This is a genomic window from Amycolatopsis echigonensis (genome assembly GCF_014174495.1).
In the GTDB taxonomy this organism is placed as follows: Bacteria; Actinomycetota; Actinomycetes; order Mycobacteriales; family Pseudonocardiaceae; genus Amycolatopsis; species Amycolatopsis echigonensis.
The window spans coordinates 29,309-52,384 of record NZ_JACJHR010000006.1; the positions used below are offsets into that span (position 1 = coordinate 29,309).

Here is a 23,076-nt window from a genome sequence, read left to right on the forward strand (position 1 = left end):
GACCATGAACAAACTGACCCGTCGGCGGTTCCTGTTCGCGAGCGGCGTGACGGCCGCCGGCGCGCTCGCGGCCGGCGCCACCCAGGTCGACTGGACCCACCTGATGTCCGCGGCCCAGCAGACGCCGCTCGACCCGAAGGACGGCGTTCTCGTCGTCGTGACGTTGTACGGCGGCAACGACGGACTCAACACCGTCGTGCCCGCCGGCGACCGCGCCTACCAGAACGCCCGGCCGGAGCTGGCGTACCAGCCCGACGAAGTCCTCGACCTCGGCGACGGACTGGGCCTGAACCCGGGCCTGAAAGGCATGAAAGGCTTGTGGGACAACAAGGAGCTGGCGATCGTGCGCGGGGTCGGCTACCCGAAGCCGGACCACAGCCACTTCCGGTCGATGGCGATCTGGCAGACCGCGTCGCCGGACACGCCGGTGCCGACGGGCTGGCTCGGCCGGTGGCTGGACGCGTCCGGCGACGATCCGCTGCGCGCGCTGTCGGTCGAGCCGGTGCTTCCCCCGATGCTGGCGGGCGCGCAGACCGCCGCGGCGTCGATGCCGGTCGGCGGTCTGACCGTGCCGAAAGGCACGCTGGGCAAGGCTTTTCAAGCACTGGGCGGCGCACAGAACGGCGAGGGCTACTGGCAGGCGAAGGCGGCACGTTCGATCGCCGACCTCTACCGCGCCGAGCAGGTGCTGGGCGCGGCCGCGCACCCGGCCAAGGACGCGCACAAGGCCAACGGCGGCCGCAAAGACGGTGCTCTGGCCGCGCAGCTCGACGTGGTCGCCGGGCTGATCGAAGCCGGCGTGCCGACCCGGGCGTATTCGGTGTCACTGGGCGGTTTCGACACGCACGCCGACGAACGCGGTACCCAGCAGCGGCTGCTCACCGAGCTGGACGGCGCGTTGACACCGTTCGTGCAGCGGCTCGGCCGCACCGACCGCGGCAAGCAGGCAGTCGTGCTGGTGTATTCGGAGTTCGGCCGGCGGGTCGCCGCGAACGCCAGCGAGGGGACCGACCACGGCACCGCCGGTCCGGTTTTCGTCCTCGGCAATGGCGTGCGCGGCGGATTCCACGGTGACGAGCCGAGCCTGACCGACCTCGCCGACGGGGACCTGAAGGAAACCACCGATTTCCGCGACGTCTACGCGACCATGCTGGCGCAGGTGCTCGGCACCGATCCGGGCCGGGTGCTGCCTGGCCACGCCGGTCGCCTCGAGGGGCTACTCGCCTAGGACCGGCTCCAGTCCGGACAGGACGAACCGTGCTCCGCCGCCGGGACTTTCGACGCACCGGAGGTCGCCGCCGTGTGCTCGAGCGAAGCCGCGCGCGATGGGCAGTCCGAGGCCGGACCCGCCGGTGTCGCGGTCGCGGGCGTCGTCGAGCCGGACCAGCCGGTCGAAGATCCGCTCCCGATCCGGTTGGGGGACACCGGGTCCGGAGTCGGTCACCGTGCACCCGTCCGCGGTGACGTCCAGGGCGAGGCTGCCCTGTCCGTGCATCGCGCGCACCGCGTTGTCGGCCACGTTGGCCAGAATTTGCGTGAGCCGGTCCGCGTCGCCGCGGACGACAGTGTCCAATCCGGACACTTCTACCCGGATTTCCGGTGCCAGCACCGCGATCCGGTCGGCTTGCGCGCGGGCCAGCGCGAGCAGCGAGACCGGTTCCCGGGCGATCTCGGCGCCGGCGTCGAGCCGGGCGAGGTCCAGCAGATCGCTGACCAGTTTCCCGGCCCGTCGCGCCTCGCGGGCCAGCAGCAGCTGAAGCCGCGCGGCATGCTCCGGGTCGCCGGAGGCCTGCACCAGGGCTTCCGCCGCCGCCTGAACGCCGGCGATCGGCGTCCGCAACTCGTGCGCGGCGTCGGCGACGAACTGGCGGGTCCGCTCCTCGGACGCCCTCGCGGTCTGCTCGGCGCCCTCCAGCGCATCGAGCGCCGAGTCGAACGCTTCCGCCGCGCGGCCGAGTTCGGTATTGGTCCGGGTGGGCGTCAATCGGCCGCCGCGGCCGCCGGACACGATCGAACGGGCAAGCCGGGTCATCGCGTCCAGCGGCGTCAACGCCAGCCGGACGCCGACCAGCAGCAACAGCGCGGTCGCGACGATCGCGGCGAGCCCGGTGATGAGCAGCAGCCTGCCGAGCCGTTCTTCCGCCCCGGCGACGATCGAATCGTCCGCGATGAGGGTCAGCTTCGCGCCGTCGATCCGCGCCGGGCCGGTCAGCGTCGCCTTGACCTGCTTCAGCCGCGATCCGGCCGGCGGGGCCGGTTCCCCGACGACCGTGCCGTCCGGCAACGCCAGCCGCCCGTGCACGCCGGTCGTCTCGACCCGGTGCAGCAGGCTGGCCGGGCTGACGTTCTGCCGGGCGAGCTGCTGCGCGAGCTGGACCCGTCCGGCCAGCACCCGGTTCACGTCCTGTTCGGCCTGGGTGCGGAAAACCGCGAACACGACGAACCCGACCAGCGCGAGCACCGCGATCAGCACGAGCAGCGAGGTGACGGTGACCCGGCGGTACAGCGAGCCGGTTTTCAGCCGGCTCACGGACGGTCACCGCGCAGGACGTAGCCTTGGCCGCGCACGGTGTGCAGCAGCCGCGGACCGTGCGCTTCGAGTTTGCGCCGCAGCGTACTGACATTGACCTCGACGAGATTCGCGCTGTACTCGTCATAGCCCCACACCGCGCTCAGGATCTGCGCCTTCCCGACCACCCGGTCGCGGTGCGCGGCGAGATACGCCAGCAGCTTCCACTCGGTGACCGTCAGCTCGACCGGCTCGCCGCGGTAAAGCGCGAGCCCGGCGTCCAGGTCCACCACCAGATCGCCGATCTCGACCGCCGGCCGCGCACGACCGGTCCGGCGCAGCACCGCGGTGACCCGCGCGACCAGTTCGGCCAGCACGAACGGCTTCACCAGATAGTCGTCCGCGCCTTCGCCGAGCCCGCGCAGCCGGTCCTCGACGCCGTCCCGCGCGGTGAGCATGACGACCCCTGCCGCACAGTTCCGCCGCACGACCCGCAGCAGCGCGAACCCGTCGCGGCCGGGCAGCAGCACGTCGAGCACGACCAGATCGGGCCGGAAGCGGGCGAGTTCCGCTTCGAGCTGTTCGCCGTCGGGCAGCGCCCGCACCGCGAACCCCGCCGCTCGCAACGCGACTTCCACCGAGAGCCGGATCGCTTCGGCGTCCTCGACGACGAGGATGCGCGGTTCGCCCTGGACCATGGCCGAAGTCTAGGCACCCGCACCGGACCGGCGGTGCCGAACTCGACGATCGAGGTGGCGATCCGGTCCGGCGTCCGACGCTGTCCGCGGGCGCCCGACTGTCCATAGAGGAACATGCAGCTCGAGTGCGGCGAGGTTGGCGGCCCAGACCAGTGCCGCCAGTTCGTCGAAGAGCGCCGCAGCCGATGGTGGTGCCGCCGCCACGGGATCCACTGTCGACGTCGTGCGGGGTGCGTTCTGCTCGAAGAACCGTTGTCGCTACCGCGTTTCGCGGATCTGCCGATGGTTGGGATGCCTGCTGGCGTGGCGGTCCCGCGGTGCGCGCGCATCGGGATTAAGCGAGGGATCATCGCGAATTGGTCCGTGCGTCGTCGGGACGAGACGGCCGGGCTGGCACCGCCGTGCGGCATCGCGTTGACCCGGTTCAGCCGAGCCCGAGGGGTTTCGTGCCGCGAATGCGACGTCCGTTTTCTGCCAGGCGGGCGGCGACCTCGGACCGAAGCCGACCAGCGCCACAGCTCGCCGCGGCTTCAGAACGCGGTGCCGCAGGACGTCATGCGGAGCGGACAGCGGCGAGTGCCCGGTCGGTGAGCCGGTTGAGTTCGTCGAGCCCGCCCTGGCCGCCGCGCTGCAGCCAGATGGCGGTGGCGGCGTCGAGACAGGCCAGCGCGGTGGCGACGATCGCTTGGCCGCGCAGTCCGGGCGGGTCGTCGCTGTCGCCGAGGCGGCGTTCGACCTCGGGGGCGAGTTGTTCCTGCCACCGCAGGTGCTTTTCCAGGTGCGCGGCGCGCAAGCCGGGGCTGGCAGCGACCAGCCGGGCGATCGTGAGACCTCGCTGCGGCTGGGCGTGGGCGCTCAGCGCGAGGAACGCGTGTCCCAGGGCTTCCCAGACCGGCTCCTCGTCCGGGCGTGCGCGCAGCGCTTCCAGGATCACCGGGCCCTGCTCGGCGAGATCGCCGAAGACGATGTCCTCCTTCGTGCCGAAGTAGCGGAAGAAGGACCGTTTGGAGATCCCGGCCGCAGTGACCACCTGGTCGACGGTGGTGTCCTCGAATCCCTGCTCCAGGAACAGCCCCAGCGCGACGTCGACGACCTCCTCGCGGACTCGCCGACGGGTCCGCTCCCACATCGGCTCCTCGGCGGGCGCTCCCCGCCGCTCCTGGCGCGCGATCATGTCCTCCAGCCTAGCACGCAATGCCCCTTAGGCTCGCAACGCCTATTGGACATTTAGTGCTAACTTGGCACTCGATGCCAAGAGGAAGTTTCATGCCACTCGACCATCAGGGCGCGCTGACTCTCGTCACGGGCGCCAGCTCCGGAATCGGCGCCGAATTTGCTCGCCAGCTCGCGCGCCGGGGCTCGGACCTCGTTCTTGTCGCCCGCCGCGCGGACCGGCTCGAAGCGTCGGCCGCGGAATTGAGGGCCGCGCACGGCGTGGCCGTCACCGTGCTTGCCTGCGACCTCACGGTGCCGGGTGCCGTCGCACGCGTCGCTGCTGAGCTGCGCGAGCGCGGTCTGCGGCCAACTGGACTGGTGAACAACGCCGGCTTCGGCACGCACGCACCGTTCGAGCAGGAGAACCCCGAGCAGCTGCGCACTGAGATCGCCCTCGATGTCCAGGCGGTCGTCGAGCTGACCAGGACCTTCATCGAGGACCTGCGCGCGGCCGACCGCGGCGTCCTGATCAACGTCGCGAGCATGGCCGCGTACACCCCCGTGCCGCGGATGGCCGTCTACGGCGCGGCCAAGGCGTTCGTGCTCAGCTTCACCGAGGCGCTCTGGTGCGAACACCGTGGAACCGGCCTGCGCGTGCTGGCTCTGTCCCCGGGAGCCACCGAGACCGAATTCTTCGACACCGCCGGCCCCGAGTCGGCCAGTGCTCGGCGGTTGCAAACACCGCGGGAGGTCGTCGAGACCGCGCTGCGTGCGCTGGATCGGCGCAATCCGCCGCCCAGCATCGTTGTCGGCCGGACGAACCGATTGATGCTCGCGTTGGGTCGGCTGGCCAGCCGCAAGCGTTCGGTGCTGCTGATGGGCAGGCTGACCGCGTCCGCGTCGGTGTCCGCCACGACGGCGGCAAGCGCTTGATGAGCGTGTAGCGCGCGGTGAGATCCCCAAGATGGCCTGTGCTTGAGGATCTCACCGTCGGTTTCGTTTTCTCGCCGACATCCACCTGATGTCGCTGCGTGGGTGCTATCGGACCGTCAATCCGCCATCGACCCGCAGCACTGTGCCGGTCACCCAGCGGGCGTCGTCTGAGGCGAGGTACACGGCGGCTTCGGCTACGTCCTCGGGTTCTCCGATCCGCTGGGCCGGATACGCGTCGTGGACATAGCGTTCGTAGTCCGTGCGCTGGTTCGAGGACATGTGCGCGAGGTGGGCGCGTTCGAACGTCGGAGTACGGATCGAGCCGGGTGCGATGGCGTTGACCCGGACATCCGGACCGAGCTCGTTGGCCAGCGCCTTGGTGAGCGAGTTGAGCGCGCCGCGGGTGGCCGAATAGACCGAGGAGGGGCGTCCGGCGACCATTTTGTCCGCCCAGTAGCTGGAAATGTTCACGATCGCGGTCAGCCGCTCGCGCAGCAGCTGGGTCAGCAGGACCGGCACGCGCAGGTTGAGGTGCACCATGGCGTCGAACTGGGGCTTGGTGAGTTCGGCCAGCGGTGGCATGTGCGCGAGACCGACGTTGTTCACGAGCACGTCGACGTCCAGGGATTCGACCGCGGCGACGAGTGCGTCCTCGTCGTTGAGGTCGACCGCGATAGTGCGCGTGTCGGCCAAGGGGAGTGCCTCGAGCTTCCGTTTGTCGCGGGCGAGAAGCACGAGGTTTGCTCCTTCCCGCGCGAACGCCGTGGCGACGGCGAGGCCGATTCCCTCGCTGCCGCCGGTGATCAACGCGGTCTTTCCGGTCAGGCGATCCATCGGGTCTCCAGGTCGGTCAGCTGGCGGGTGCGGGCGGCGCGGATTCCGGCGGCGGCATCGCTTCCGACAGCGAGCCGCAGTGGTGGTTCCGGCAGACCGACCAGCGCGACGATCGCGTCCGCCACGTCCTCCGGCTCCGTCGGCCGATGGGTGTCGTGGCCGAGAAGGTCCAGCCGGGCGGCGAGATCGTCGTAATCGGCAATCGCTCCTGGACGTTCGCGTCCGGCCCAGCTCTGGCGAAAACCTGTGTTGAGGGCGCCCGGTTCGACAATGCCGACACGGATACCGAACGGAGCCAGTTCCTCGGCGAGCGATACCGACAACCCTTCGAGCGCGTGTTTGCTCGCCGTGTACGCGCTCATGCCCGGGGCACCGATCTGACCGGCCAGTGAGCTGATCTGGACGATGTGGCCCGAGCGAGCGGCCCGCAGGTACGGCAGCGTCGCACGCACGACCTCCGCGGCCGCGAAGAAGTTGACCTCGAACTGTTCCCGTATCGCCGAGTCGGACAGCTCCTCGAAGGCGCCGGCCGCTGCGTAGCCGGCGTTGTTCACCACGACGTCGATCCGGCCGAAGGCGGTGACGGCCTCGGCGACGACCCGTCGAACCCGCGCAGGGTCGCTGAGGTCTTCCCGGCTGATCGCGACCACCTCGTCCCCGGCCGTCGAGGCCGCTCGCGTCAGCGCCGTGCCGAGGCCGCCGGACGCGCCCGTGAGCAGCCAAATTCGTCTTCCCATGCTTCCGAGGCTAGACGGAGAACACTTCTCCGTCTAGCCTCGGGGCCATGACGGGACTGCGGGCCGACGCCCGGCGAAGCGAGGCCGCGCTGGTCGCTGCGGCGCGAGAAGCCGTCGCGGAAGCCGGATTGGAGGTGTCCGCCAACGAGATCGTCAAGCGGGCCGGTGTCGGACCGGGCACGTTTTACCGGCGCTTCCCGTCGCGACAGGCTTTGCTCGAGAAGATCCTGCTGGAGGTCCTCGGCGAACTCGAAGGCCAGGCAATAGAGGCGCTCGACGATCCCGATCCAGGCCAGGGTTTCGCCAGCCTGCTACGAGCGTTCACCCTGTCCCAGGCGGAAAACAAGGGCCTGTCGGACGCATTGGCCGCGGAGGGCGGAAGCCCCGAGGCCGACAAAGCGCGGGAACGATTGCGCGATCTCATCCGCCGGGTGACCGAACGGGCGCAGCGGGCCGGCGTGGTGCGCAAGGACCTGTCGTGGGCCGATGTGCCATTTCTCGCCGCGGCGGCGGCGAGGATGACGCAGAATTGTCTCGACCTCCACGCCGGTGCTGTGCAACGAGACCGCGTGCTCGCCGTCATCCTCGCCGGAACCGCGAATTCCGACCTCGAACTCCCTGGGGAACCCGCCGCCTTCGTGGCGGAAACGCCACAAACTTGAGACTGATCTTGGTGACATCCGAATTCGATAGTGCTGGAATGGCTGCGCCAGCGATCGCGCGAGCGGGTCGAAGGTCGTCGAGCACGACGCGCGGGGAGCTTTGCGTTCCGCGGCCGCGTGCTCGTCGGTTGACGGGTCCGCGGTCCGAGTAATGCGGAGAGGTCCACAAGCTGAGATATGACCTTGACGGCAGCGAGGCTGCGGAACCGCAGACAATAACGATGTCCCTTGTTGCCGCATCGTCGCGGTCGCGAGGCGCAGCCCAACCCGGAGAGCACGCCGCGGTGTCATAAGCAACGACGGCAGGCGGGATCGAAGTGTGACCGAGCGCCGCGCTTGAGCGTTTGTGGCGCTGTCCTCGGCCCGGCTGGGGACGGAGTTTTCTGCTGGTGAATGTTGTCATGACCGGTTCTGGGCCGTACGAAGCTGCCGGAATCCGAAGTGCAGCGGCCGACGGCAGCCCTGGCCGGTGCGCGAGAGGAGCGTCACCCCGATGACCGCGACCACTGCGGCCGGGGCCCATACGAGTGCGTGACCGGGCTCGAGTCGTTCGCCGGTGAGGAAATGCGCAGCGGGTACCGCGGCAAGCGGGTCCATCAGCACGAGCGCGGGCAGCGACCACGACAACGCGCCGCGGGCGTACGCCTGCTGGCTTCCGAGCTGCGCGGTGACCGCGACGAGCAGCGCAGCCCACAATGCCCCGCCGGTCAGGGTGTGGACCAGTCCGCTGTCGCTGAAGGTTTTCAGCGCCAGCGAGATCAGCACCGCGGCTATGCCCGCGGCGATCCCGGCCGCCGCCCCGCAGACCAACGCGCCCCATGATCCGCGGCCGATTCGGCTGCACGCACCCACCAGTCCGACGGCGATCACTACCGCGGCGACGACCACCCACGGCGATGCGCCGTGCCCGCCCGCGGTGGCCGCGGCCGGGCGTGCGGCGACGAGGAAGACCGCCAGGCCGCCACACGTGCACAACGCGCCGAGCAACTCCAAGCGGGACGGCAGACAGCTGTCCCGTACCGAGCGAATCGCCAGCGCCACCACCAGACTCCCCGCCAGCAGCGGCTGCACGATCGCCACCGGCGCCAACGCCAGCGCGACCACCTGCAGCACGGTGCCCAGCACCGTGGCCCCCTGACCGACCATCCACTTCGGACTGGCCACCAGCCGGCGCAGTTCCACCCCGCGCGTTCCGGCGCTGCCGACAGCGGCCTCGTGTTGCAGCACCGAGCCCACCGCGAACATGATGGCAGCCGCACCGGCGACTGCGGTGCCCGGGAGAAAAGCCGACAGTCCGGCCGGGACATGCACCCTCATCTGCTGCAGATACCCCGTGCGGCGGCTTCTATTCGACCACGCGTCAGATCAATCGTCCTTGGAGCTTCCGGAGCCGCGCCCGGTATGCAGCGCGGCCAGGCAGTCACACGGTCGCTCCAGTCGCAGTCAAGCCCGCCGAGTCGGTCCATCTCCGTATCGAGGAAAAGCATGTGCCCCGCGTGGTCGATCTCGACCAGTTCGGCACGAAGCCGGGTAACGCCCTGCGCGCGAAGTAGCCGTGGGCATTCAGGATTCGCCGGGAAAGCGGGCGGCGAGGGGCGGCCCGCGCAGGTGCCGGGCTGCTGGGGGAGGGAGTCGGACAGCCGTGCGTCCTGCTGATCTGCGGGCGTTATTCGGAACAGAAACGGACCGTCAGTTCAGTGCGCGGCGTGCTGGACGCGGACCTGGGGATACGGGCTGGAGCCGGTCAGCAGCGGTTCGGGTCGGCCCTGGGTCGCGTGGTCGGCGAACGCGGCGAGGTAGGCGTCGGCGATGGTGAGCGCTTCGGTGCCGTCGATGGAGCCGAGCGGGATTTGGGACCGGATCGGGGCGGCGAGGTAGTAGCTGCCGTAGTCGCTGAAATTGAAGTGCTCGGTTCCGGTGATCTCGTAGCACCAGGCGCCTCCGGTGCTGGCGGCCAGCAGCGTCCGAGCGGTGTCGCGACTGGCCTGGTCGCCGGGGTCGGCCGGTTGGCAGGTGCCGGTGACACAGGAGTTCTCGCTCCCGATGAGCATCATCGGTTTCGCGAGGCCGGTGTGCACGACCGTGCCGAACTGGGTGCCGTCGAGATCGGCCGCGCCGGCGCAGTGCGGGTCGGTGCGGCACGCCTCCAACGCGGCGGCGCCGCCGAAGGAATGACCGGCATAGACGATTGTGCCGGCGTTGACGTGCCCGGCGAAACGGCCGCTGGAGTTCAGCGTCGCGACCTGCTCGGCGGCGAATCGGGCGTCGGCCGCCCAGACGGCGACCAGGCGGTCTCCGTCGGCCTGTGCTTGGCCGGCGTGCTCATTCGCGGTGTCGGCCGCCACTGCGCCGGCCGCGGTCGCGGTCACCGTCTGTCCATTGAGGACGGTGAGGTTCGCGCTGTAGGTGGGGGTCACGCCGGCGACCAGGTAGCCGTGACTGGCCAGGTTTTCCGCGAGCGCGGTGTATTGCGGTGCGGCGAGGCCCATGCCGGGTTGCAGCACCGCCACGGGGAACCTGCCGGCAGCGAGCGGGACATCGGCGAACGAGTGCCCGCGGACGTCGGCGAAACTGGTCTCGCCAAGCCCGGCCGGGCCGCTGATGTGCAGTCCCGCCCAGGCGCCCGGGGTGTAGGGCGCAGGCTGCGCGCCGGGCCCGGGGACACCCGGGTACCACAGCCAGACCGACAGCTCCCGCGGTCTGCCCGGTTGCGCGGCGAGCGGATCGGTGCGGGTGCGGTCGGTCCATTCGAGGACAGTCCGGCCGACCTGGTAACGACCGGCGGGAGCGGGCAGCGCGACCGGCTGCCCGGCCCGGATCGCGACGTAGCCGACATAACCGCCGAGCACGACGACGAGGGTGAGCGCGATCCGTGCGACCCACCGGAGCCACCGGCGCTTTCTCTTGCCTGGCCCGTCTTCGCCCATGGCCGCATAGTACGCGACACGTAGCATCGAGTCGCGTACTATTGGACGCATGCACAGCTACGACGCGCAGATGCTGGTGCTCACCGCGCTCGCGAGCGGGCCGCTGCACGGGTATGCCGTCAACACTGAGATCGAGAAGCTGACCGGGTCCCGGCTCGGTCCGGGCAGCCTTTACGGCGCGCTCGCCCGCCTGGAGGCGCGGGGCCTGATCGAACCTGTCCCGGACCGTGCCGACGCGCGCGACCGGCAACGGATCGTCCGCATCACCGCGGCCGGGCGGGAGACCTTGCGGGCGGAACTCGAACAGATGGCCCGGGTCGCCCAGGCGGGCCTTCGCGCTCTGGGGGTCGCACCGTCATGAACGTGCCCGCGCTGCTGCTCCGGCTCTATCCGCCCGGAATCCGTGAGCGATGGGGCGGTGAGATCGTGCACGAGGCGCGGCTGGCCGGGCCTCGCTCGTGGTTCGACACTGCGACCGGCGCCGCGAAACTGTGGCTGCACCCCAGCGACTGGCCGGAAACGGCGAGCGGGCAGACCAGCCGGGTCCTGGCCACCGCGTTCGTCGCGGTCACCACCGCGGCCGCACTGCTGGTGCGTGCGGCTGGCCCTGCTTCGCTCACCGTGAGCGTCGATCGGCCCGTCACCAGCGCGTGGCTCGCGCCGATCTTGGCCGCGATCGCGCTCGCCGCTCCGTTGCCGCCGCTGCGGTGGGCAGCGCTCGGGCGTCTGGCAGCCACGGCGGCCCGCACCCTCATCGCGCCCGTCCTCGCGTTCGGCGGCCTGTTCCTGCTCGCGCACAGCGGATTGATCGTCCACCCGACCGGCATGGCCGACGTCCTGCTGATCGGCTGTTACTGGGCCACCCTCGGCTTCATCGGGATTCACCTGTGCCTGCTGATGGCGCGCGTCGGACGGATCGCCGTCCTGCCCAGCACCCGCCGGCTGCACGCCGCGTTGCTGTTTCTCGGGGCAGGACTGGCGTTCGCCGCCGTGCAGACCCTGCTGGCCGGCACGCTCGTGCTCTCGTGCGGGCTCGCCGCTCTCGCTGCGGCCGTGTTCGTTATCGGCTTCGACCTGCGGCGCGTCGCGCAGTGACCCGGAGGCGCTGTCCGGCGTGCCGCCAACACCACACAGACGGTCTGATCTCAACCATGCTTCACCCATGAAACCCAGGCGAAAACGCTGCTGAGAAAAGGTCGTCAGCCGGGAAGTCCGACGAGGCGTACGGCGGCGGCGCGTGTGGATCGCGCTAACCGGCGGCGGTCGTTCGTTCCTGGGCTGGTGCGTCGTGGGTGTGCCGGGTGTCGGCACCGTGGGAGAAGGTCGCTGCTTCCTTGCCTCGTTGGGGTTTGTCTTGTCCTCGCAGGCGGGGCAGGGCGAGCCGGAGGGCTTCGACGAGAAGGTCGGCGAGGTCGTGGCTGAAGCCGTTGCGGACGACGATGCGCAGGACGGCGAGGTCCTCGCGGTGTGCGGGGAAGGTGTAGGCGGGAACGAGCCAGCCTTGTTCGCGCAGTGCGGCCGAGACGTCGAAGACGGAGTACCCGGCTTCGCTTTCCTTGAGCGTGAAGGCAAACACCGGCAGCTGGCTGCCGTCGGTGAGGAGACGGAACGGCCCGAGTCCGGCGATGCGGCGGGCGAGGTCGGTGGCGACGTCGCGGCAGTATTGCTGGATGCGGCGGTAACCGTCGCGGCCGAGGCGGAGGAAGTTGTAGTACTGGGCGACGACTTGGGCTCCGGGGCGGGAGAAATTCAGCGCGAAGGTGGGCATTTCGCCGCCGAGGTAGTTGACGCGGAAGACGAGGTCGTCCGGCAGTGCCTCGGTGTCGCGCCAGGCGACCCAGCCGACGCCGGGGTAGACGAGTCCGTATTTGTGGCCTGAGGTGTTGATCGACGCGACGCGGGGCAGCCGGAAGTCCCATTCCAGGTGCGGGTCGCAGAACGGGGCGATCATCGCGCCCGAGGCGCCGTCGACGTGGACGGGAATGTCCCAGCCGTGCTGGTCGTGGAGACGGTCGAGAGCGGCGCAGATGTCGGCGACGGGTTCATAGCTGCCGTCGAAAGTGGAGCCCAGGATGGCGACGACGCCGATGGTGTTCTCGTCGCAGTGCGCGGCGGCTTGTTCGGCGGTGAGGTGGAAGCGGTCTCTGTCCATGGGGACGAGGCGGGCTTCGACGTCCCAGTAGTTGGCGAACTTTTCCCAGCAGACCTGGACATTGATGCCCATGACCAGATTGGGCCGGTCGGTGGGAAGGCCGGCGGCGCGGCGGCGGTGCTGCCAGCGGCGCTTGAGGGCCAGGCCCGCGAGCATGCACGCTTCGCTGGACCCGGTGGTGGAACAGCCGACGGCCGTGTCGGGGTCGGGTGCGTGCCAGAGGCCGGCGAGCATGCGGACGCAGCGCTGTTCGAGGTCCGCGGTGCGCGGGTACTCGTCCTTGTCGATCATGTTCTTGTCGGAGCACTCGGTCATCAGGTCGCGGGCAGTCGGCTCCATCCACGTGGTGACGAAGGTGGCGAGGTTGAGCCGGGCGTTGCCGTCGAGCATCAGTTCGTCGTGCACGACCTGGTAGGCGGTGTCGTTGTCGAGTTCGCCGTCGGGGATGCGGTCGCGGGGGATCGCGACGGGTTCGCGGGTGAAGACGGGGTTGACCGCGACGTCTCCGGTGCTGTGGTCGTGCGGATGCGCGGGATGGGTCAGGGGCATGGTCGGTCCTCCGGACGGGGTTACTGGCCTTGCTGGGAAGCGGCGGCGTGGGCGCCGAGGTCGTCGAGGGTGAGCGGGCGCCGCGGCGGCCGGTCGAGCACGATCCGGCGGGTGGCGGTCAGGTCCGCGCCGACGTGCAGGAGTTCGCCGGGCCGGAGGTTCTGCCAGCCGGGGTCCTCGTCCATGCGTTCGCTGGCGACGACGGTGGCGCGGTGGCGGGCGAGACCGCCGGAGCGGGCCCGGATCCGGCCCGCGGCGCTCGCGTGTTCCAGGTGCCGGTCGCCGTGCGGGCCGCCGGCACAGCGCTGCAGGACGTACAGGTCGTGGGTGTCGGGATAGCGGAGGGCCCAGAGTTCGTCCGGCGTGGTGAGGACGAGGTTGATCGCGTAGACCGGCAGGTTCGCGGCGGCCCAGCGCGCGGCGGCGGCGATCCCGGCGCTCACGTCGCCGTGGTGCGCTTCGGTTTCCTTGGTGACGAGGGCGAAGAAACGTTCGGAGTCGGTGTCGCCGTGGACGAGGTCCCGGTACTCGCCGAGCCGGTCTTCCAAACGGGGCAGATCGCCGAGAACGCCGTTGTGGGCGAACAACCGGCCGTGCTGGAGGAAGGGATGGGTGTTGGCCGGTTCGAGGCCGCCGGTCGAGGCGTAGCGGATGTGGGCGAGGAAGGTCGTCGATTCGCATTCCTTGGCCTCGCGGGCGAACTCTTTGTCCGCATGCGCCGCCAATGGCTGTTTCCAGACCTGCGGCGAGCCGTGCGCGTCGAACACGCCGAGCCCGGTCCCGTCGGGCTCGCGCCGGCTCTGGGCGGCGAGGCTGTCGGGCGCTTCGAGCAGCCAGAACGTGGCGGGCACGCGCTGCGGGCAGCGGACAGACCAAACAGACGGCACATGCCGAACCCTCCCGGTCGCGGTTCGGTCCCCGGTTACCCGGGGGAATCGGGCTAAACCTCGCTGACACCGGGGGCGGCTGACTGTCCGCGGGCGGCGTCGTGGGACTCCTGGGGGGCGGGGGTGATCGCCGGATTCGGCCATGCCTGGACTGGAATGCTGGCCGCCGAGCGTGTCGGCGGCCAGCGTTGGCGGTGTGCAATTTCTCCCGCGGCTCGACGCTCGCGCAGGGATCGAATCGGGGATGCGGTGTTCGGATCAGCGAGGCTGCCGCACCGTGGAATTGTCGGCAGGGCGCGAACGCCGGGCGGGCGCGGCGACCGTATGGGCGAAGGCCCACAGCAGCAGCACGGCGGCGAGGATGCTGCCGGCGTGGAAGATCCACTCGACCGGGAGTATGCCGGTCGGCTGCATGCCGAGGTGGCGGTGCAGCGCGGCGTGCGGCATCCACGAGGCGAGCAGCCACGCCGTTGCGATTCTGGCGATCTGACCGGCACGGGCGGTGTCCGTGCGCGCCGCGAACCAGCGGCGTCCGAGGAGCAGGATCGCGATCCCGACACCGAACGCGATGTTCTCGACCATGTTTTCGCCGATCAGTCCGGCCAGGACGGCGCCGTGCGCCGCGGGGGCGTCGGGATCGGGCGCCCAGAACCGGCCGAGCGGACCGTCCGGGCCGACCAGGACGGCGAAAACCGTTGCGGCTAAGGCGATGATGCCGAATCTGCGCATGTCGTCGACTCTCTTCCCGGACTCAGCGCAGCTGGCGCGCTTCGGTGACGTCGAACAGTTCGGGCTGCTCGTGGCTCTCCAGCAAAGCTTGGGACCGAGGCGTGCGGAGGACGGTCTCGAGCCGGGTGAGGAATCCCGCGGCTTCGTCGCGCGTAGCGAAATCGAGGTCGACGCAAACCAGCCGCGGATCCGCGGCGTGGCGGGAAATTCGATAGGACTGCACTCCGTGCTCGCGGCGGAAGCCGTCGTAGGCGTCGAACCCGGATTTCCACTGTTCGTAGTCGTTGACCTTGTTGTGGATGTGCAGCGCGAACATGACGTCCTCCGTGGGAATCGTGCCGAATCGGGTCTTGCCGAGCATCCGTCGGGCAGCGGGTCGAATCCCATCCCCAGGACTGGGGGTCTTCACCGCCGGCCGGGCCTACAATGCGGTCCGTGTCCACCCCGACCGCGGCGGCCTCGGACCGGATCGCGCGGTGGTGCGCGGGCTCGCTCACGCCGAAACGGCTTCGCGAGCTCGTGCTGGCCGAAATCCGCCGCGTCGTCCCGTTCGACGCGCACGTCTGGCTGATGACCGACCCGGTATCGCGGGTCGGCACGTCGCCGCTGGCCGACGTTCCCGGGCTCCAGTGGGCGGACCTGCCGCGGCTGGGCCGCTGGCGCTACCTGACCACGCTCAATCGATGGGCCGAGCTGATGGATTCCGGCACACCGGTCGCGCTGCTGCACGAGCGCACCGGCGGCCGTCTCGCCGCGTCGGCGTTGTGGCGCGAAAGCCAGCGCGACCTGGGGGTCGTCGATGTCGCGACGATCGCGTTCTGGGACCGCAACGGCTGCTGGGCATGGCTCGACCTGTGGCGGTACGCGCCCGCGCAGCCCTTCCCCCGCCGCGACGCGGGCTTCCTCGCCGACATCTGCTCGCCGCTCACCGAGGGGCTCCGGCTGGCGCAGGCCCGCACCTTCGTCCCCGACCAGCCGGCGCTGCCGCTGGACGGTCCCGCGGTCCTGGTCCTCGCGCCGGACCTGCACGTGCGGATCCAGACCTCCGCCGCGGTGCAGACCCTCTACCAGCTCAACCCGCCCGACGATCCGATACCGGCCATCCCCGCGGCCGCCTACAACGTCGCCGCCGCACTCGTCGCTCTCGAACAGCACGTCCCGGTCGGCCCGGCATGGTCGCGCGTGCATCTGGGCCACGGACGGTGGGTCACCCTGCGCGCCGCCCGCATCAGCCCCACCGGCGCCGGCGAAGGCGACATCACCGTCAGCATCGAAGCGAGCACCCCCGCCGAGCGGCTCGACGTGTTCGCTCGCGCGCACGCCCTCACGCCCCGCGAACGGGAAATACTCGAACACCTCACCCTCGGCGAGAACACCCGCACCATCGCGGAGCGCCTGGTCATCTCCGAGCACACCGTCAACGATCACGTCAAAGCCGTGCTCGCCAAAACCGGCTCGACCACACGACGCACCATCATCTCCAGAATCAGCGGCAACGCCTGACCACCGCTGCTCATTCGCCCCAGAGAACGGGAAATCACCACAAGCGAACCCGAGCGACGATGAGAATCGCTCGAGAAATGGGCTGGGCATGCACCCATTCTCGTGAACGAGATACACTCTATGCGCTCATCGCGCCGGGATTTCCTGCCGCTCATTTTGCGATGCCCGATCTTGCGGAGTCTCTTGCGGTCGCGACCCGAGCGGGCCGCCCCGCGGCGGTCGGCCTTGCCGCGGTGGCGATCAAGTCGTCCCGGTGCGGCACGTCATTGCCCAAAGGCCGCGTTCGGATGCGGCCGAAGCGGCTGCGCTCGCCTCTGGGGAAGCTGCCGATTGTGTCCGGGAACAACATTATTTGTTGGGCCCGACAATCGGCGGGCAAACCTCCTGGAAACGGTTCGAGCGGAGATCATTTCGTCTTGACGGTGCTTTTTCTCTCCAGTAGACCAGACCTCGAACTCGTCCTGTCCTGATGTTTCGGGTGGGGCTTTTGCGCTGAACCCTGAGCTGGAAGGAACGCGTCGTGGCGAAAGCGGTGGGCATCGACCTGGGGACGACCAACTCGGTCATCGCGGTGCTGGAGGGCGGGCAGCCCGAGGTGATCGCCAACGCGGACGGGGCGCGGACGACCCCGTCGGTGGTGGCGTACACCGATTCGGGCGAGCGGCTGGTCGGGCAGCTCGCCCGGCGGCAGGCGATCATGAATCCGAAGGGCACGATCTCGTCGGCGAAGCGGTTCATCGGCCGCCGTTTCGACGAGGTCGCCAGCGAGATCGACGCGGTGTCCTACGACGTCGTGCCGGGGCCGGACGACGCGGTGCGGTTCGACGTGCACGGCAAGAAGTACGCGCCGGAGGAGGTTTCGGCGCTGGTGCTGCGCAAACTGGTGGACGAAGCGTCGAAGTTCCTGGGGGAGAAGGTCGCGGAGGCGGTCATCACGGTCCCGGCGTACTTCAACGACGCGCAGCGCCAGGCCACCAAGGACGCCGGCCGCATCGCCGGGCTCGAGGTACTGCGGATCATCAACGAGCCGACCGCGGCCGCGCTCGCCTACGGGCTGGACAAGAAGCAGCACGAGACCGTCCTGGTGTTCGACCTCGGCGGCGGCACGTTCGACGTCAGCGTGCTGGACATCGGCGACGGCGTGGTGGAAGTGCGCTCGACCGCCGGCGACACCCATCTGGGCGGCGACGACTTCGACCGCCGGGTCGTCGACCATCTCGCGGACCAGTTCGAGCGGGAGAACGGCATCGACCTCCGTGCGGATCCGCAAGCGCTGCAACGGTTGTTCGAGGCCGCTTCCAAGGCGAAGGAAGAGCTGTCCTCGGTCACGCAGACCACGATCAACTTGCCGTTCATCACCGCGGACGCCTCCGGGCCGAAGCACCTCAACACCACCCTGATGCGGTCCACCTTCGACCAGATCACCTCCGACCTCGTCGAACGCTGCAAGGCGCCGGTGGAGCGGGCGCTCGCCGACGCGAAGCTCACCGCGAACGACATCGACGAGGTCATCCTGGTCGGCGGCTCGACCCGCATCCCTGCCGTGCAGGCGCTGGTGCGGCGGATGACCGGCGGCAAAGACCCGAACATGACGGTCAATCCGGACGAGGTCGTCGCTCTCGGCGCGGCCGTCCAGGCGGCCATCATCAAGGGCGAGGCCAAGGACGTCCTGCTGCTGGACGTCACCCCGCTTTCCCTGGGCATCGAGACGATGGGCGGGGTGATGACCAAGGTTATCGACCGCAACACCACGATCCCGGCCCGGCGCAAGGAAACCTTCTCCACCGCCGAGGACAACCAGTCCGCGGCGGACATCGTCGTCCTGCAGGGCGAGCGCGAGAAGGCGGCGGACAACCGGGTGCTCGGCCGGTTCCGGCTGGAGAACATCCCGCCCGCCCCGCGCGGGGTGCCGCAGATCGAGGTCACCTACGACATCGACGCCAACGGCATCCTCAACGTCTCGGCCAAGGACACGAACTCCGGCCGGGAACAGACGATCACCATCTCCGAAAGCTCCAACCTGGACTCCGCCGAAGTCGATCGCATGGTCGCCGACGCCGAGGCGCATCGGGCCGAGGACGCCAAGCTGCGCGAGATCGTCGACGCCCGCAACACCTTGGACAGCGCCGTTTACCAGGTGGAGAAAAGCGTCGCCGAGCTCGGAGACGCGGTGCCGGTCAATGAGAAGGCGCGCGCGGAAAGCCTCGCGGTGGACGCCCGGGACCTTCTCAAGCAGGACGAGCCGAGCCTGGAGAAGCTGCGTTCGATGACGTCGGAACTCCAGCAGCTGTTCCACGGGCTGGCCGCCGTCGCGTCCGCCGCCGGCGACGCGGATCCCGCGGGGACCTCGACCGGCGACGACGGCGACGACGTGGTCGACGCCGAGTTCACCACCTCCTGATCGCCATGGAGAACAAGCAGCACGACGCTGCCACGGAACCGGAAGCGGCGCCGGAAGGCACCACGGACGTCTCCTGGCTCCAGTCGAGGGTCGCTGAGCTGGAGGACAACTGGCGCAGGGCGATGGCCGATCTGGACAACCTCCGCAAGCGCACCGCGCGGGACACCGTGCAGGTGCGGCAGCGGGAACGCAGGCGGGCCGCCAAGGAACTGCTGACCGTGCTCGACAATCTGGACCTGGCCATCGGGCACGCCGACGCGGACCCGAAAGCCGTCGTTTCCGGCGTCGAAGCCGTGCGGGCGCAGGCTGACACGGCGATGGCCAACCTCGGCTTCCCCCGGCACGCGGACACGAAGGGGACCGCGTTCGATCCGCGACTGCACGAGGCGGTGTCGGTCGTTCCGGCCGCGGGCGTCGAGCCGGGCACCGTCGTCGAGGTCGTGCGCCCCGGTTACGGCGCCGCGGAGAACCAGTTGCGGCCCGCGGCGGTCGTCGTCGCGAAGGCGGATTGATGAGCGACAACGAGGACTTTTACCAGCTGCTCGGCGTCTCCCGGACGGCGAGCCAGGACGAAATCCAGAAGGCGTACCGGAAGCTCGCCCGCAAGTACCACCCGGACGTGAACAAGGATCCGGGCGCGGAGGAGAAGTTCAAAGCCGTCTCCGAGGCATACGACGTGCTCTCCGAGCCGGAGAAGCGCAAGCGCTATGACGCGTTCGGCAAGGATTTCCGCCAGGTTCCGCCGGACATGGACCCGGAAACCTACGCACGCGCCAAGGCGGGCAGCGGCGGGTTCTCCGGGTTCCAGAGCGGCGAAGGCGTCAACTTCGAGGACCTCTTCGGCGGCATGTTCGGCGGCGGCTTCCAGGGCGGTTTCGGCCGTCGGCCGCACGGCCCGGTCCCCGGCGCCGATCAGGAGGCCGGGATCGAGATCAGTCTGAGCGAGGCCTACCAAGGCGGGCGGCGTTCGTTCACCCTCGACGGTCCGGAGGGCTCGCGCACCGTCGACGTCGCCATCCCCGCCGGAGTGAGCAACGGCAAGCGCATCCGGCTGGCCGGGCAAGGCGGCTACGGAAGCGGCGAGGACGCGCCGCGCGGCGACCTGTACTTGGTGGTGCATTTGGTGCACGACAAGCGTTATCACGTCGACGGACGGGACGTGACCGTGGATCTTCCGTTGCTGCCGTCGGAAGCGGCGTTGGGCGCGACCGTCGCCATGGACCTTCCCGGCGGCGGCGAAGCGAAGCTGAAGATCGCGGCGGGAACGTCCAGCGGACGGAAGCTGCGGCTGCGCGGGCGCGGCATCCCGAACCCCCGGGGAAAGCCCGGCGATCTGTACGCCGCGGTCAAGATCGTCGTCCCCCAGGACCTGACCGACCGGCAGCGCAAGCTCTACGAGGACCTGGCCGCGGCCACCGACGACAACCCGAGGAGGCCGGGATGACCTACGCGCTCGTGCGCCGCCGCCCCGGTGCGGCGCATCTGGACCTGCCGACGTTCGCGCACGCGACCGGCCTGCATCCGGAGCTGGTCCGCCGGTTCACCGTGCTGGGCCTGCTGGAGCCGGTCGAGGACGCGCGCGGCGAGTGGTGGTATCCGGTCGCGCAGGTGTCCGCCGCGGCGCGGATCCAGCGGCTGCGCGCCGGATTCTCCCTGAACTACGCCGCGGTCGGCCTGGTCGCCGACCTGCTCGATCGCATCGCGGCCCTGGAAGCGGATCTCCGGTCCCGACGCAGCGGAGAATGACCATGGATCCCAACCGGCTCACCCAGAAATCCCAGGAAGCGCTGCACGACGCGCAGACCGCCGCGTTGCGCTACGGCCAGCCGGAGGTCGACGGCGAACATTTGCTGCTCGCGTTGCTCGACCAGCCGGACGGGCTCGCGTCGCGGCTGCTCGAAGAGGCGGGCGCGGCCCCGGCCCGCCTCCGCGGCGAGCTGGAAGCAGAACTTGCCCGCCGTCCCAAGGTGAGCGGCCCCGGCGTGACGCCCGGGGAAACCCGCGTGACCGCCCGGCTGGCCCGGGTGCTCGACGCGGCCGATCGCGAAGCGGGCCGGTTGAAGGACGATTACGTGTCCGTCGAACACCTCGTCGCGGCGCTGCTGGAGGAGGGCAGTTCGAGCGCGGCCGGGCGGCTGTTGCGCGGGGCGGGGCTGACCAGGGACAAGTTCCTGGAGGTGCTGCGGAAGGTGCGCGGCAATCAGCGGGTCACGTCGGCGACGCCGGAATCCGCTTACGAGGCTTTGGAAAAGTACGGCCGCGATCTGGTCGCCGACGCGGCGGCGGGCAAGCTGGACCCGGTCATCGGGCGTGACGCGGAGATCCGCCGGGTGATCCAGATCCTGTCGCGGAAGACGAAGAACAACCCGGTGCTCACCGGCGATCCGGGCGTGGGCAAGACCGCGATCGTCGAGGGGCTCGCGCAGCGCATCGACCGCGGCGACGTGCCGGAAGGGCTCAAGGACAAGACGGTGTTCTCGCTCGACCTGGGCGCGCTGGTCGCGGGCGCGAAGTACCGGGGCGAGTTCGAGGAACGGCTCAAGGCCGTGCTCAACGAGGTGACCGCCGCCGAGGGCCGGATCCTGCTGTTCGTGGACGAACTGCACACCGTTGTCGGGGCGGGGGCGACCGAGGGCGCAGGGTCTTCTCTCGACGCGGGCAACATGCTCAAACCGATGCTCGCGCGCGGCGAACTGCACCTGATCGGCGCGACGACGGCGGACGAGTACCGCAAGTACATCGAGAAGGACGCCGCGCTCGAACGACGGTTCCAGCCGGTGCTGGTGGACGAACCGTCGGTCGAAGACGCGATCTCCATCATGCGCGGGCTGCGCGAACGGCTCGAAGTGTTCCACGGCGTGAAGATCCAGGACAGCGCGCTGGTGGCGGCGGTCGTGCTGAGCCACCGCTACATTTCCGACCGGTTCCTGCCGGACAAGGCGATCGACCTGGTCGACGAGGCGTGCGCGATGCTGCGCACGGAGATCGACTCGATGCCCGCCGAACTCGACGAGCTGAGCCGGCGGCTGACCCGCACCGAGATCGAGGAGGCCGCGCTGGCGAAGGAAACCGACGCGGCGAGCAAGGCGCGGCTGGACGAACTGCGCCGCGAACTGGTCGATCTGCGCGCCGAAGCGGGCGGGATGCGGACGCAGTGGGAGGCGGAACGCTCCGCGCTGCACAAGGTCCAGGCGCTGCGCGAGGAGATCGAGCAGGTCCGGCACGACGCGGAGGCCGCTGAACGCGCGTACGACCTGGATCTGGCCGCGCAGCTGCGGCACGGACGGTTGCCGGACCTGGAGCGTCGGCTGGAGGGCGAGGAAGAACTGCTCGCCGCCCGCCAGGCGGGCACCCGGCTGCTGCGCGAGGTCGTGACCGAGGAGGAGATCGCGGCGGTCGTGTCGAGGTGGACCGGCATCCCGGTCAGCCGGCTGCAGGAGGGCGAGCGGGAGAAGCTGCTGCGCCTGGACGAGCTCTTGCACGAGCGCGTGATCGGCCAGGACGAGGCGGTGCGGCTGGTCGCGGACGCGATCATCCGCGCCCGGTCCGGGATCAAGGATCCGCGCCGCCCGATCGGATCGTTCCTCTTCCTCGGCCCGACCGGCGTCGGCAAGACCGAACTGGCGAAGGCGCTCGCGGCGGACCTGTTCGACACCGAGGACAACATCGTCCGGATCGACATGAGCGAGTACCAGGAACGGCACACGGTCTCGCGGCTCGTCGGCGCGCCGCCCGGGTACGTCGGCTACGACGAGGGCGGCCAGCTCACCGAAGCCGTACGGCGCAAGCCGTATTCGGTAGTGCTGTTCGACGAGATCGAGAAGGCGCACGCGGACGTGTTCAACACGCTCCTGCAGGTGCTCGACGACGGACGGCTGACCGACGCGCAGGGCCGCACGGTCGACTTCCGCAACACCGTGATCATCATGACCTCCAACATCGGCGCGCACTTCCTGCTCGACGGGGTGAACGGCGAGGGCGGGATCACCGAGTCCGCGCGCGACGAGGTCATGGCGGCGCTGCGCGGGCACTTCCGGCCGGAGTTCCTCAACCGCATCGACGACATCGTCTTGTTCAAGCCGTTGACGCTGCCGGAAATCGAACGGGTCGTCGAACTGATGCTGGGCGACCTGCGCACGCGGCTCGCCGAGCAGAACATCGCCCTGGAGGTGTCCGACAAGGCTCTGCGCTTCATCGCGGAACAGGGCTTCGACCCGGTGTACGGCGCCCGTCCGCTGCGCCGGTTCCTCTCCCGCGAGGTCGAGACCCGGATCGGGCGCGCGCTGCTCGCCGGTCAAGCGCACGACAACACGATCGTCGACGTGAGCCTCGACGACGGACTGCTCACCGTGACGTGCCGGCAGAACGAGGTCGCGGCATGATCCGCCGCGCAGTCTCGC

22 protein-coding genes are annotated in these 23,076 nt (G+C 69.8%); 11 read left to right on the forward strand and 11 right to left on the reverse strand.

Going from position 1 to position 23,076, the window contains the following annotated elements; all coding sequences use genetic code 11:
• Positions 1-4 precede the first annotated feature (4 nt).
• Positions 5-1,228 carry a DUF1501 domain-containing protein gene (locus H5411_RS06095; RefSeq protein ID WP_183123202.1) on the forward strand — a complete coding sequence of 408 codons (1,224 nt, stop codon included), beginning with the start codon at positions 5-7 and terminating at the stop codon, positions 1,226-1,228.
• Here H5411_RS06095 and H5411_RS06100 read toward each other — a convergent pair.
• From H5411_RS06100 to H5411_RS06110, 3 genes are all read right to left on the reverse strand, one after another.
• A complete protein-coding gene (locus H5411_RS06100) occupies positions 1,217-2,530 on the reverse strand; it encodes a sensor histidine kinase (RefSeq protein WP_312877762.1) in 1,314 nt (437 codons plus the stop codon). The genes H5411_RS06095 and H5411_RS06100 overlap by 12 nt on opposite strands.
• Positions 2,527-3,207, reverse strand: a complete 681-nt coding sequence (locus H5411_RS06105; protein WP_183123203.1) for a response regulator transcription factor — start codon at positions 3,205-3,207, stop codon at positions 2,527-2,529. Before H5411_RS06105 ends, H5411_RS06100 begins: the two co-directional genes overlap by 4 nt.
• Positions 3,208-3,760: 553 nt before the next feature.
• Positions 3,761-4,381, reverse strand: coding sequence for a TetR/AcrR family transcriptional regulator (locus tag H5411_RS06110; protein WP_183123204.1), 621 nt, complete (start codon positions 4,379-4,381; stop codon positions 3,761-3,763).
• A gap of 92 nt (positions 4,382-4,473) precedes the next feature.
• On the opposite strand from H5411_RS06110, the gene H5411_RS06115 reads away from it, so the two are divergent.
• On the forward strand, positions 4,474-5,295 hold the full coding sequence (locus H5411_RS06115; RefSeq protein WP_183123205.1) for an SDR family NAD(P)-dependent oxidoreductase: 822 nt from the start codon (positions 4,474-4,476) through the stop codon (positions 5,293-5,295).
• 105 nt (positions 5,296-5,400) lie between these two features.
• Here H5411_RS06115 and H5411_RS06120 read toward each other — a convergent pair whose 3' ends face one another.
• Together H5411_RS06120 and H5411_RS06125 are read right to left on the reverse strand one after the other, a co-directional pair.
• A complete protein-coding gene (locus tag H5411_RS06120; protein ID WP_183123206.1) occupies positions 5,401-6,129 on the reverse strand; it encodes an SDR family NAD(P)-dependent oxidoreductase in 729 nt (242 codons plus the stop codon).
• Positions 6,117-6,866, reverse strand: a complete 750-nt coding sequence (locus H5411_RS06125; RefSeq protein ID WP_183123207.1) for an SDR family NAD(P)-dependent oxidoreductase — start codon at positions 6,864-6,866, stop codon at positions 6,117-6,119. The genes H5411_RS06120 and H5411_RS06125 overlap by 13 nt, the downstream gene beginning before the upstream one ends.
• A 47-nt stretch (positions 6,867-6,913) precedes the next feature.
• Here H5411_RS06125 and H5411_RS06130 point away from each other — a divergent pair, with 47 nt between their 5' ends.
• Positions 6,914-7,528, forward strand: a complete 615-nt coding sequence (locus H5411_RS06130) for a TetR/AcrR family transcriptional regulator (RefSeq protein ID WP_183123208.1) — start codon at positions 6,914-6,916, stop codon at positions 7,526-7,528.
• Positions 7,529-7,927: 399 nt separating this feature from the next.
• Here H5411_RS06130 and H5411_RS06135 read toward each other — a convergent pair whose 3' ends face one another.
• Both H5411_RS06135 and H5411_RS06140 read right to left on the reverse strand, forming a co-directional pair.
• A complete protein-coding gene (locus H5411_RS06135; protein ID WP_183123209.1) occupies positions 7,928-8,845 on the reverse strand; it encodes a DMT family transporter in 918 nt (305 codons plus the stop codon).
• Between the two features lie 377 nt (positions 8,846-9,222).
• Positions 9,223-10,455, reverse strand: a complete 1,233-nt coding sequence (locus tag H5411_RS06140) for an alpha/beta hydrolase (protein WP_246368803.1) — start codon at positions 10,453-10,455, stop codon at positions 9,223-9,225.
• Positions 10,456-10,504: 49 nt separating this feature from the next.
• Between H5411_RS06140 and H5411_RS06145 the strand changes: the two genes are divergently transcribed.
• Together H5411_RS06145 and H5411_RS06150 are read left to right on the forward strand one after the other, a co-directional pair.
• Positions 10,505-10,816, forward strand: coding sequence for a PadR family transcriptional regulator (locus H5411_RS06145; RefSeq protein WP_183123210.1), 312 nt, complete (start codon positions 10,505-10,507; stop codon positions 10,814-10,816).
• Positions 10,813-11,550, forward strand: coding sequence for a hypothetical protein (locus H5411_RS06150; protein ID WP_183123211.1), 738 nt, complete (start codon positions 10,813-10,815; stop codon positions 11,548-11,550). The genes H5411_RS06145 and H5411_RS06150 overlap by 4 nt, the downstream gene beginning before the upstream one ends.
• Positions 11,551-11,704: 154 nt before the next feature.
• Here the strand turns inward: H5411_RS06150 and H5411_RS06155 are convergent, their stop codons facing one another.
• The 4 genes from H5411_RS06155 to H5411_RS06170 all read right to left on the reverse strand — a co-directional run bounded on the left by H5411_RS06155 (position 11,705) and on the right by H5411_RS06170 (position 15,088).
• On the reverse strand, positions 11,705-13,156 hold the full coding sequence (locus tag H5411_RS06155) for a glutamate decarboxylase (protein ID WP_183123212.1): 1,452 nt from the start codon (positions 13,154-13,156) through the stop codon (positions 11,705-11,707).
• A 20-nt stretch (positions 13,157-13,176) separates the two neighbouring features.
• Positions 13,177-14,007 (reverse strand): class II glutamine amidotransferase, encoded by an 831-nt coding sequence (locus H5411_RS06160; protein ID WP_312877767.1) that lies wholly within the window; start codon positions 14,005-14,007, stop codon positions 13,177-13,179.
• Between the two features lie 294 nt (positions 14,008-14,301).
• Positions 14,302-14,772 (reverse strand): hypothetical protein, encoded by a 471-nt coding sequence (locus H5411_RS06165; protein WP_183123213.1) that lies wholly within the window; start codon positions 14,770-14,772, stop codon positions 14,302-14,304.
• A 22-nt stretch (positions 14,773-14,794) separates the two neighbouring features.
• Entirely contained in the window at positions 14,795-15,088 is a 294-nt protein-coding gene (locus H5411_RS06170) for a hypothetical protein (RefSeq protein WP_183123214.1), read from the reverse strand.
• Between the two features lie 119 nt (positions 15,089-15,207).
• Between H5411_RS06170 and H5411_RS06175 the strand changes: the two genes are divergently transcribed.
• From H5411_RS06175 to clpB, 6 genes are all read left to right on the forward strand, one after another.
• Entirely contained in the window at positions 15,208-16,275 is a 1,068-nt protein-coding gene (locus tag H5411_RS06175) for a helix-turn-helix transcriptional regulator (RefSeq protein ID WP_312877771.1), read from the forward strand.
• A 520-nt stretch (positions 16,276-16,795) separates the two neighbouring features.
• Entirely contained in the window at positions 16,796-18,676 is a 1,881-nt protein-coding gene (dnaK, locus tag H5411_RS06180; RefSeq protein WP_183123216.1) for a molecular chaperone DnaK, read from the forward strand.
• 5 nt (positions 18,677-18,681) lie between these two features.
• Complete coding sequence (locus tag H5411_RS06185) at positions 18,682-19,188, forward strand: nucleotide exchange factor GrpE (protein WP_183123217.1); 507 nt, start codon at positions 18,682-18,684, stop codon at positions 19,186-19,188.
• Positions 19,188-20,120, forward strand: a complete 933-nt coding sequence (locus tag H5411_RS06190) for a DnaJ C-terminal domain-containing protein (protein ID WP_183123218.1) — start codon at positions 19,188-19,190, stop codon at positions 20,118-20,120. The genes H5411_RS06185 and H5411_RS06190 overlap by 1 nt, the downstream gene beginning before the upstream one ends.
• Complete coding sequence (locus tag H5411_RS06195; protein ID WP_183123219.1) at positions 20,117-20,422, forward strand: chaperone modulator CbpM; 306 nt, start codon at positions 20,117-20,119, stop codon at positions 20,420-20,422. Before H5411_RS06190 ends, H5411_RS06195 begins: the two co-directional genes overlap by 4 nt.
• A 2-nt stretch (positions 20,423-20,424) precedes the next feature.
• The gene (gene clpB / locus H5411_RS06200) at positions 20,425-23,058 is read left to right on the forward strand and encodes an ATP-dependent chaperone ClpB (RefSeq protein ID WP_183123267.1); all 2,634 of its coding nucleotides are present in this window, start codon (positions 20,425-20,427) and stop codon (positions 23,056-23,058) included.
• Positions 23,059-23,076 lie beyond the last annotated feature (18 nt).

Coding starts and splice junctions, on each gene's coding strand:
- H5411_RS06145 (WP_183123210.1), top strand. CDS start 10,505: ATGCACAGCTACGACGCGCAGATGCTGGTGCTCACCGCGCTCGCGAGC.
- H5411_RS06185 (WP_183123217.1), top strand. CDS start 18,682: ATGGAGAACAAGCAGCACGACGCTGCCACGGAACCGGAAGCGGCGCCG.
- H5411_RS06095 (WP_183123202.1), top strand. CDS start 5: ATGAACAAACTGACCCGTCGGCGGTTCCTGTTCGCGAGCGGCGTGACG.
- H5411_RS06105 (WP_183123203.1), bottom strand. CDS start 3,207: ATGGTCCAGGGCGAACCGCGCATCCTCGTCGTCGAGGACGCCGAAGCG.
- H5411_RS06110 (WP_183123204.1), bottom strand. CDS start 4,381: ATGATCGCGCGCCAGGAGCGGCGGGGAGCGCCCGCCGAGGAGCCGATG.
- H5411_RS06140 (WP_246368803.1), bottom strand. CDS start 10,455: ATGGGCGAAGACGGGCCAGGCAAGAGAAAGCGCCGGTGGCTCCGGTGG.
- H5411_RS06130 (WP_183123208.1), top strand. CDS start 6,914: ATGACGGGACTGCGGGCCGACGCCCGGCGAAGCGAGGCCGCGCTGGTC.
- H5411_RS06150 (WP_183123211.1), top strand. CDS start 10,813: ATGAACGTGCCCGCGCTGCTGCTCCGGCTCTATCCGCCCGGAATCCGT.
- clpB (WP_183123267.1), top strand. CDS start 20,425: ATGGATCCCAACCGGCTCACCCAGAAATCCCAGGAAGCGCTGCACGAC.
- H5411_RS06120 (WP_183123206.1), bottom strand. CDS start 6,129: ATGGATCGCCTGACCGGAAAGACCGCGTTGATCACCGGCGGCAGCGAG.
- H5411_RS06190 (WP_183123218.1), top strand. CDS start 19,188: ATGAGCGACAACGAGGACTTTTACCAGCTGCTCGGCGTCTCCCGGACG.
- H5411_RS06170 (WP_183123214.1), bottom strand. CDS start 15,088: ATGTTCGCGCTGCACATCCACAACAAGGTCAACGACTACGAACAGTGG.
- H5411_RS06135 (WP_183123209.1), bottom strand. CDS start 8,845: ATGAGGGTGCATGTCCCGGCCGGACTGTCGGCTTTTCTCCCGGGCACC.
- H5411_RS06125 (WP_183123207.1), bottom strand. CDS start 6,866: ATGGGAAGACGAATTTGGCTGCTCACGGGCGCGTCCGGCGGCCTCGGC.
- H5411_RS06165 (WP_183123213.1), bottom strand. CDS start 14,772: ATGCGCAGATTCGGCATCATCGCCTTAGCCGCAACGGTTTTCGCCGTC.
- H5411_RS06115 (WP_183123205.1), top strand. CDS start 4,474: ATGCCACTCGACCATCAGGGCGCGCTGACTCTCGTCACGGGCGCCAGC.
- H5411_RS06155 (WP_183123212.1), bottom strand. CDS start 13,156: ATGCCCCTGACCCATCCCGCGCATCCGCACGACCACAGCACCGGAGAC.
- H5411_RS06195 (WP_183123219.1), top strand. CDS start 20,117: ATGACCTACGCGCTCGTGCGCCGCCGCCCCGGTGCGGCGCATCTGGAC.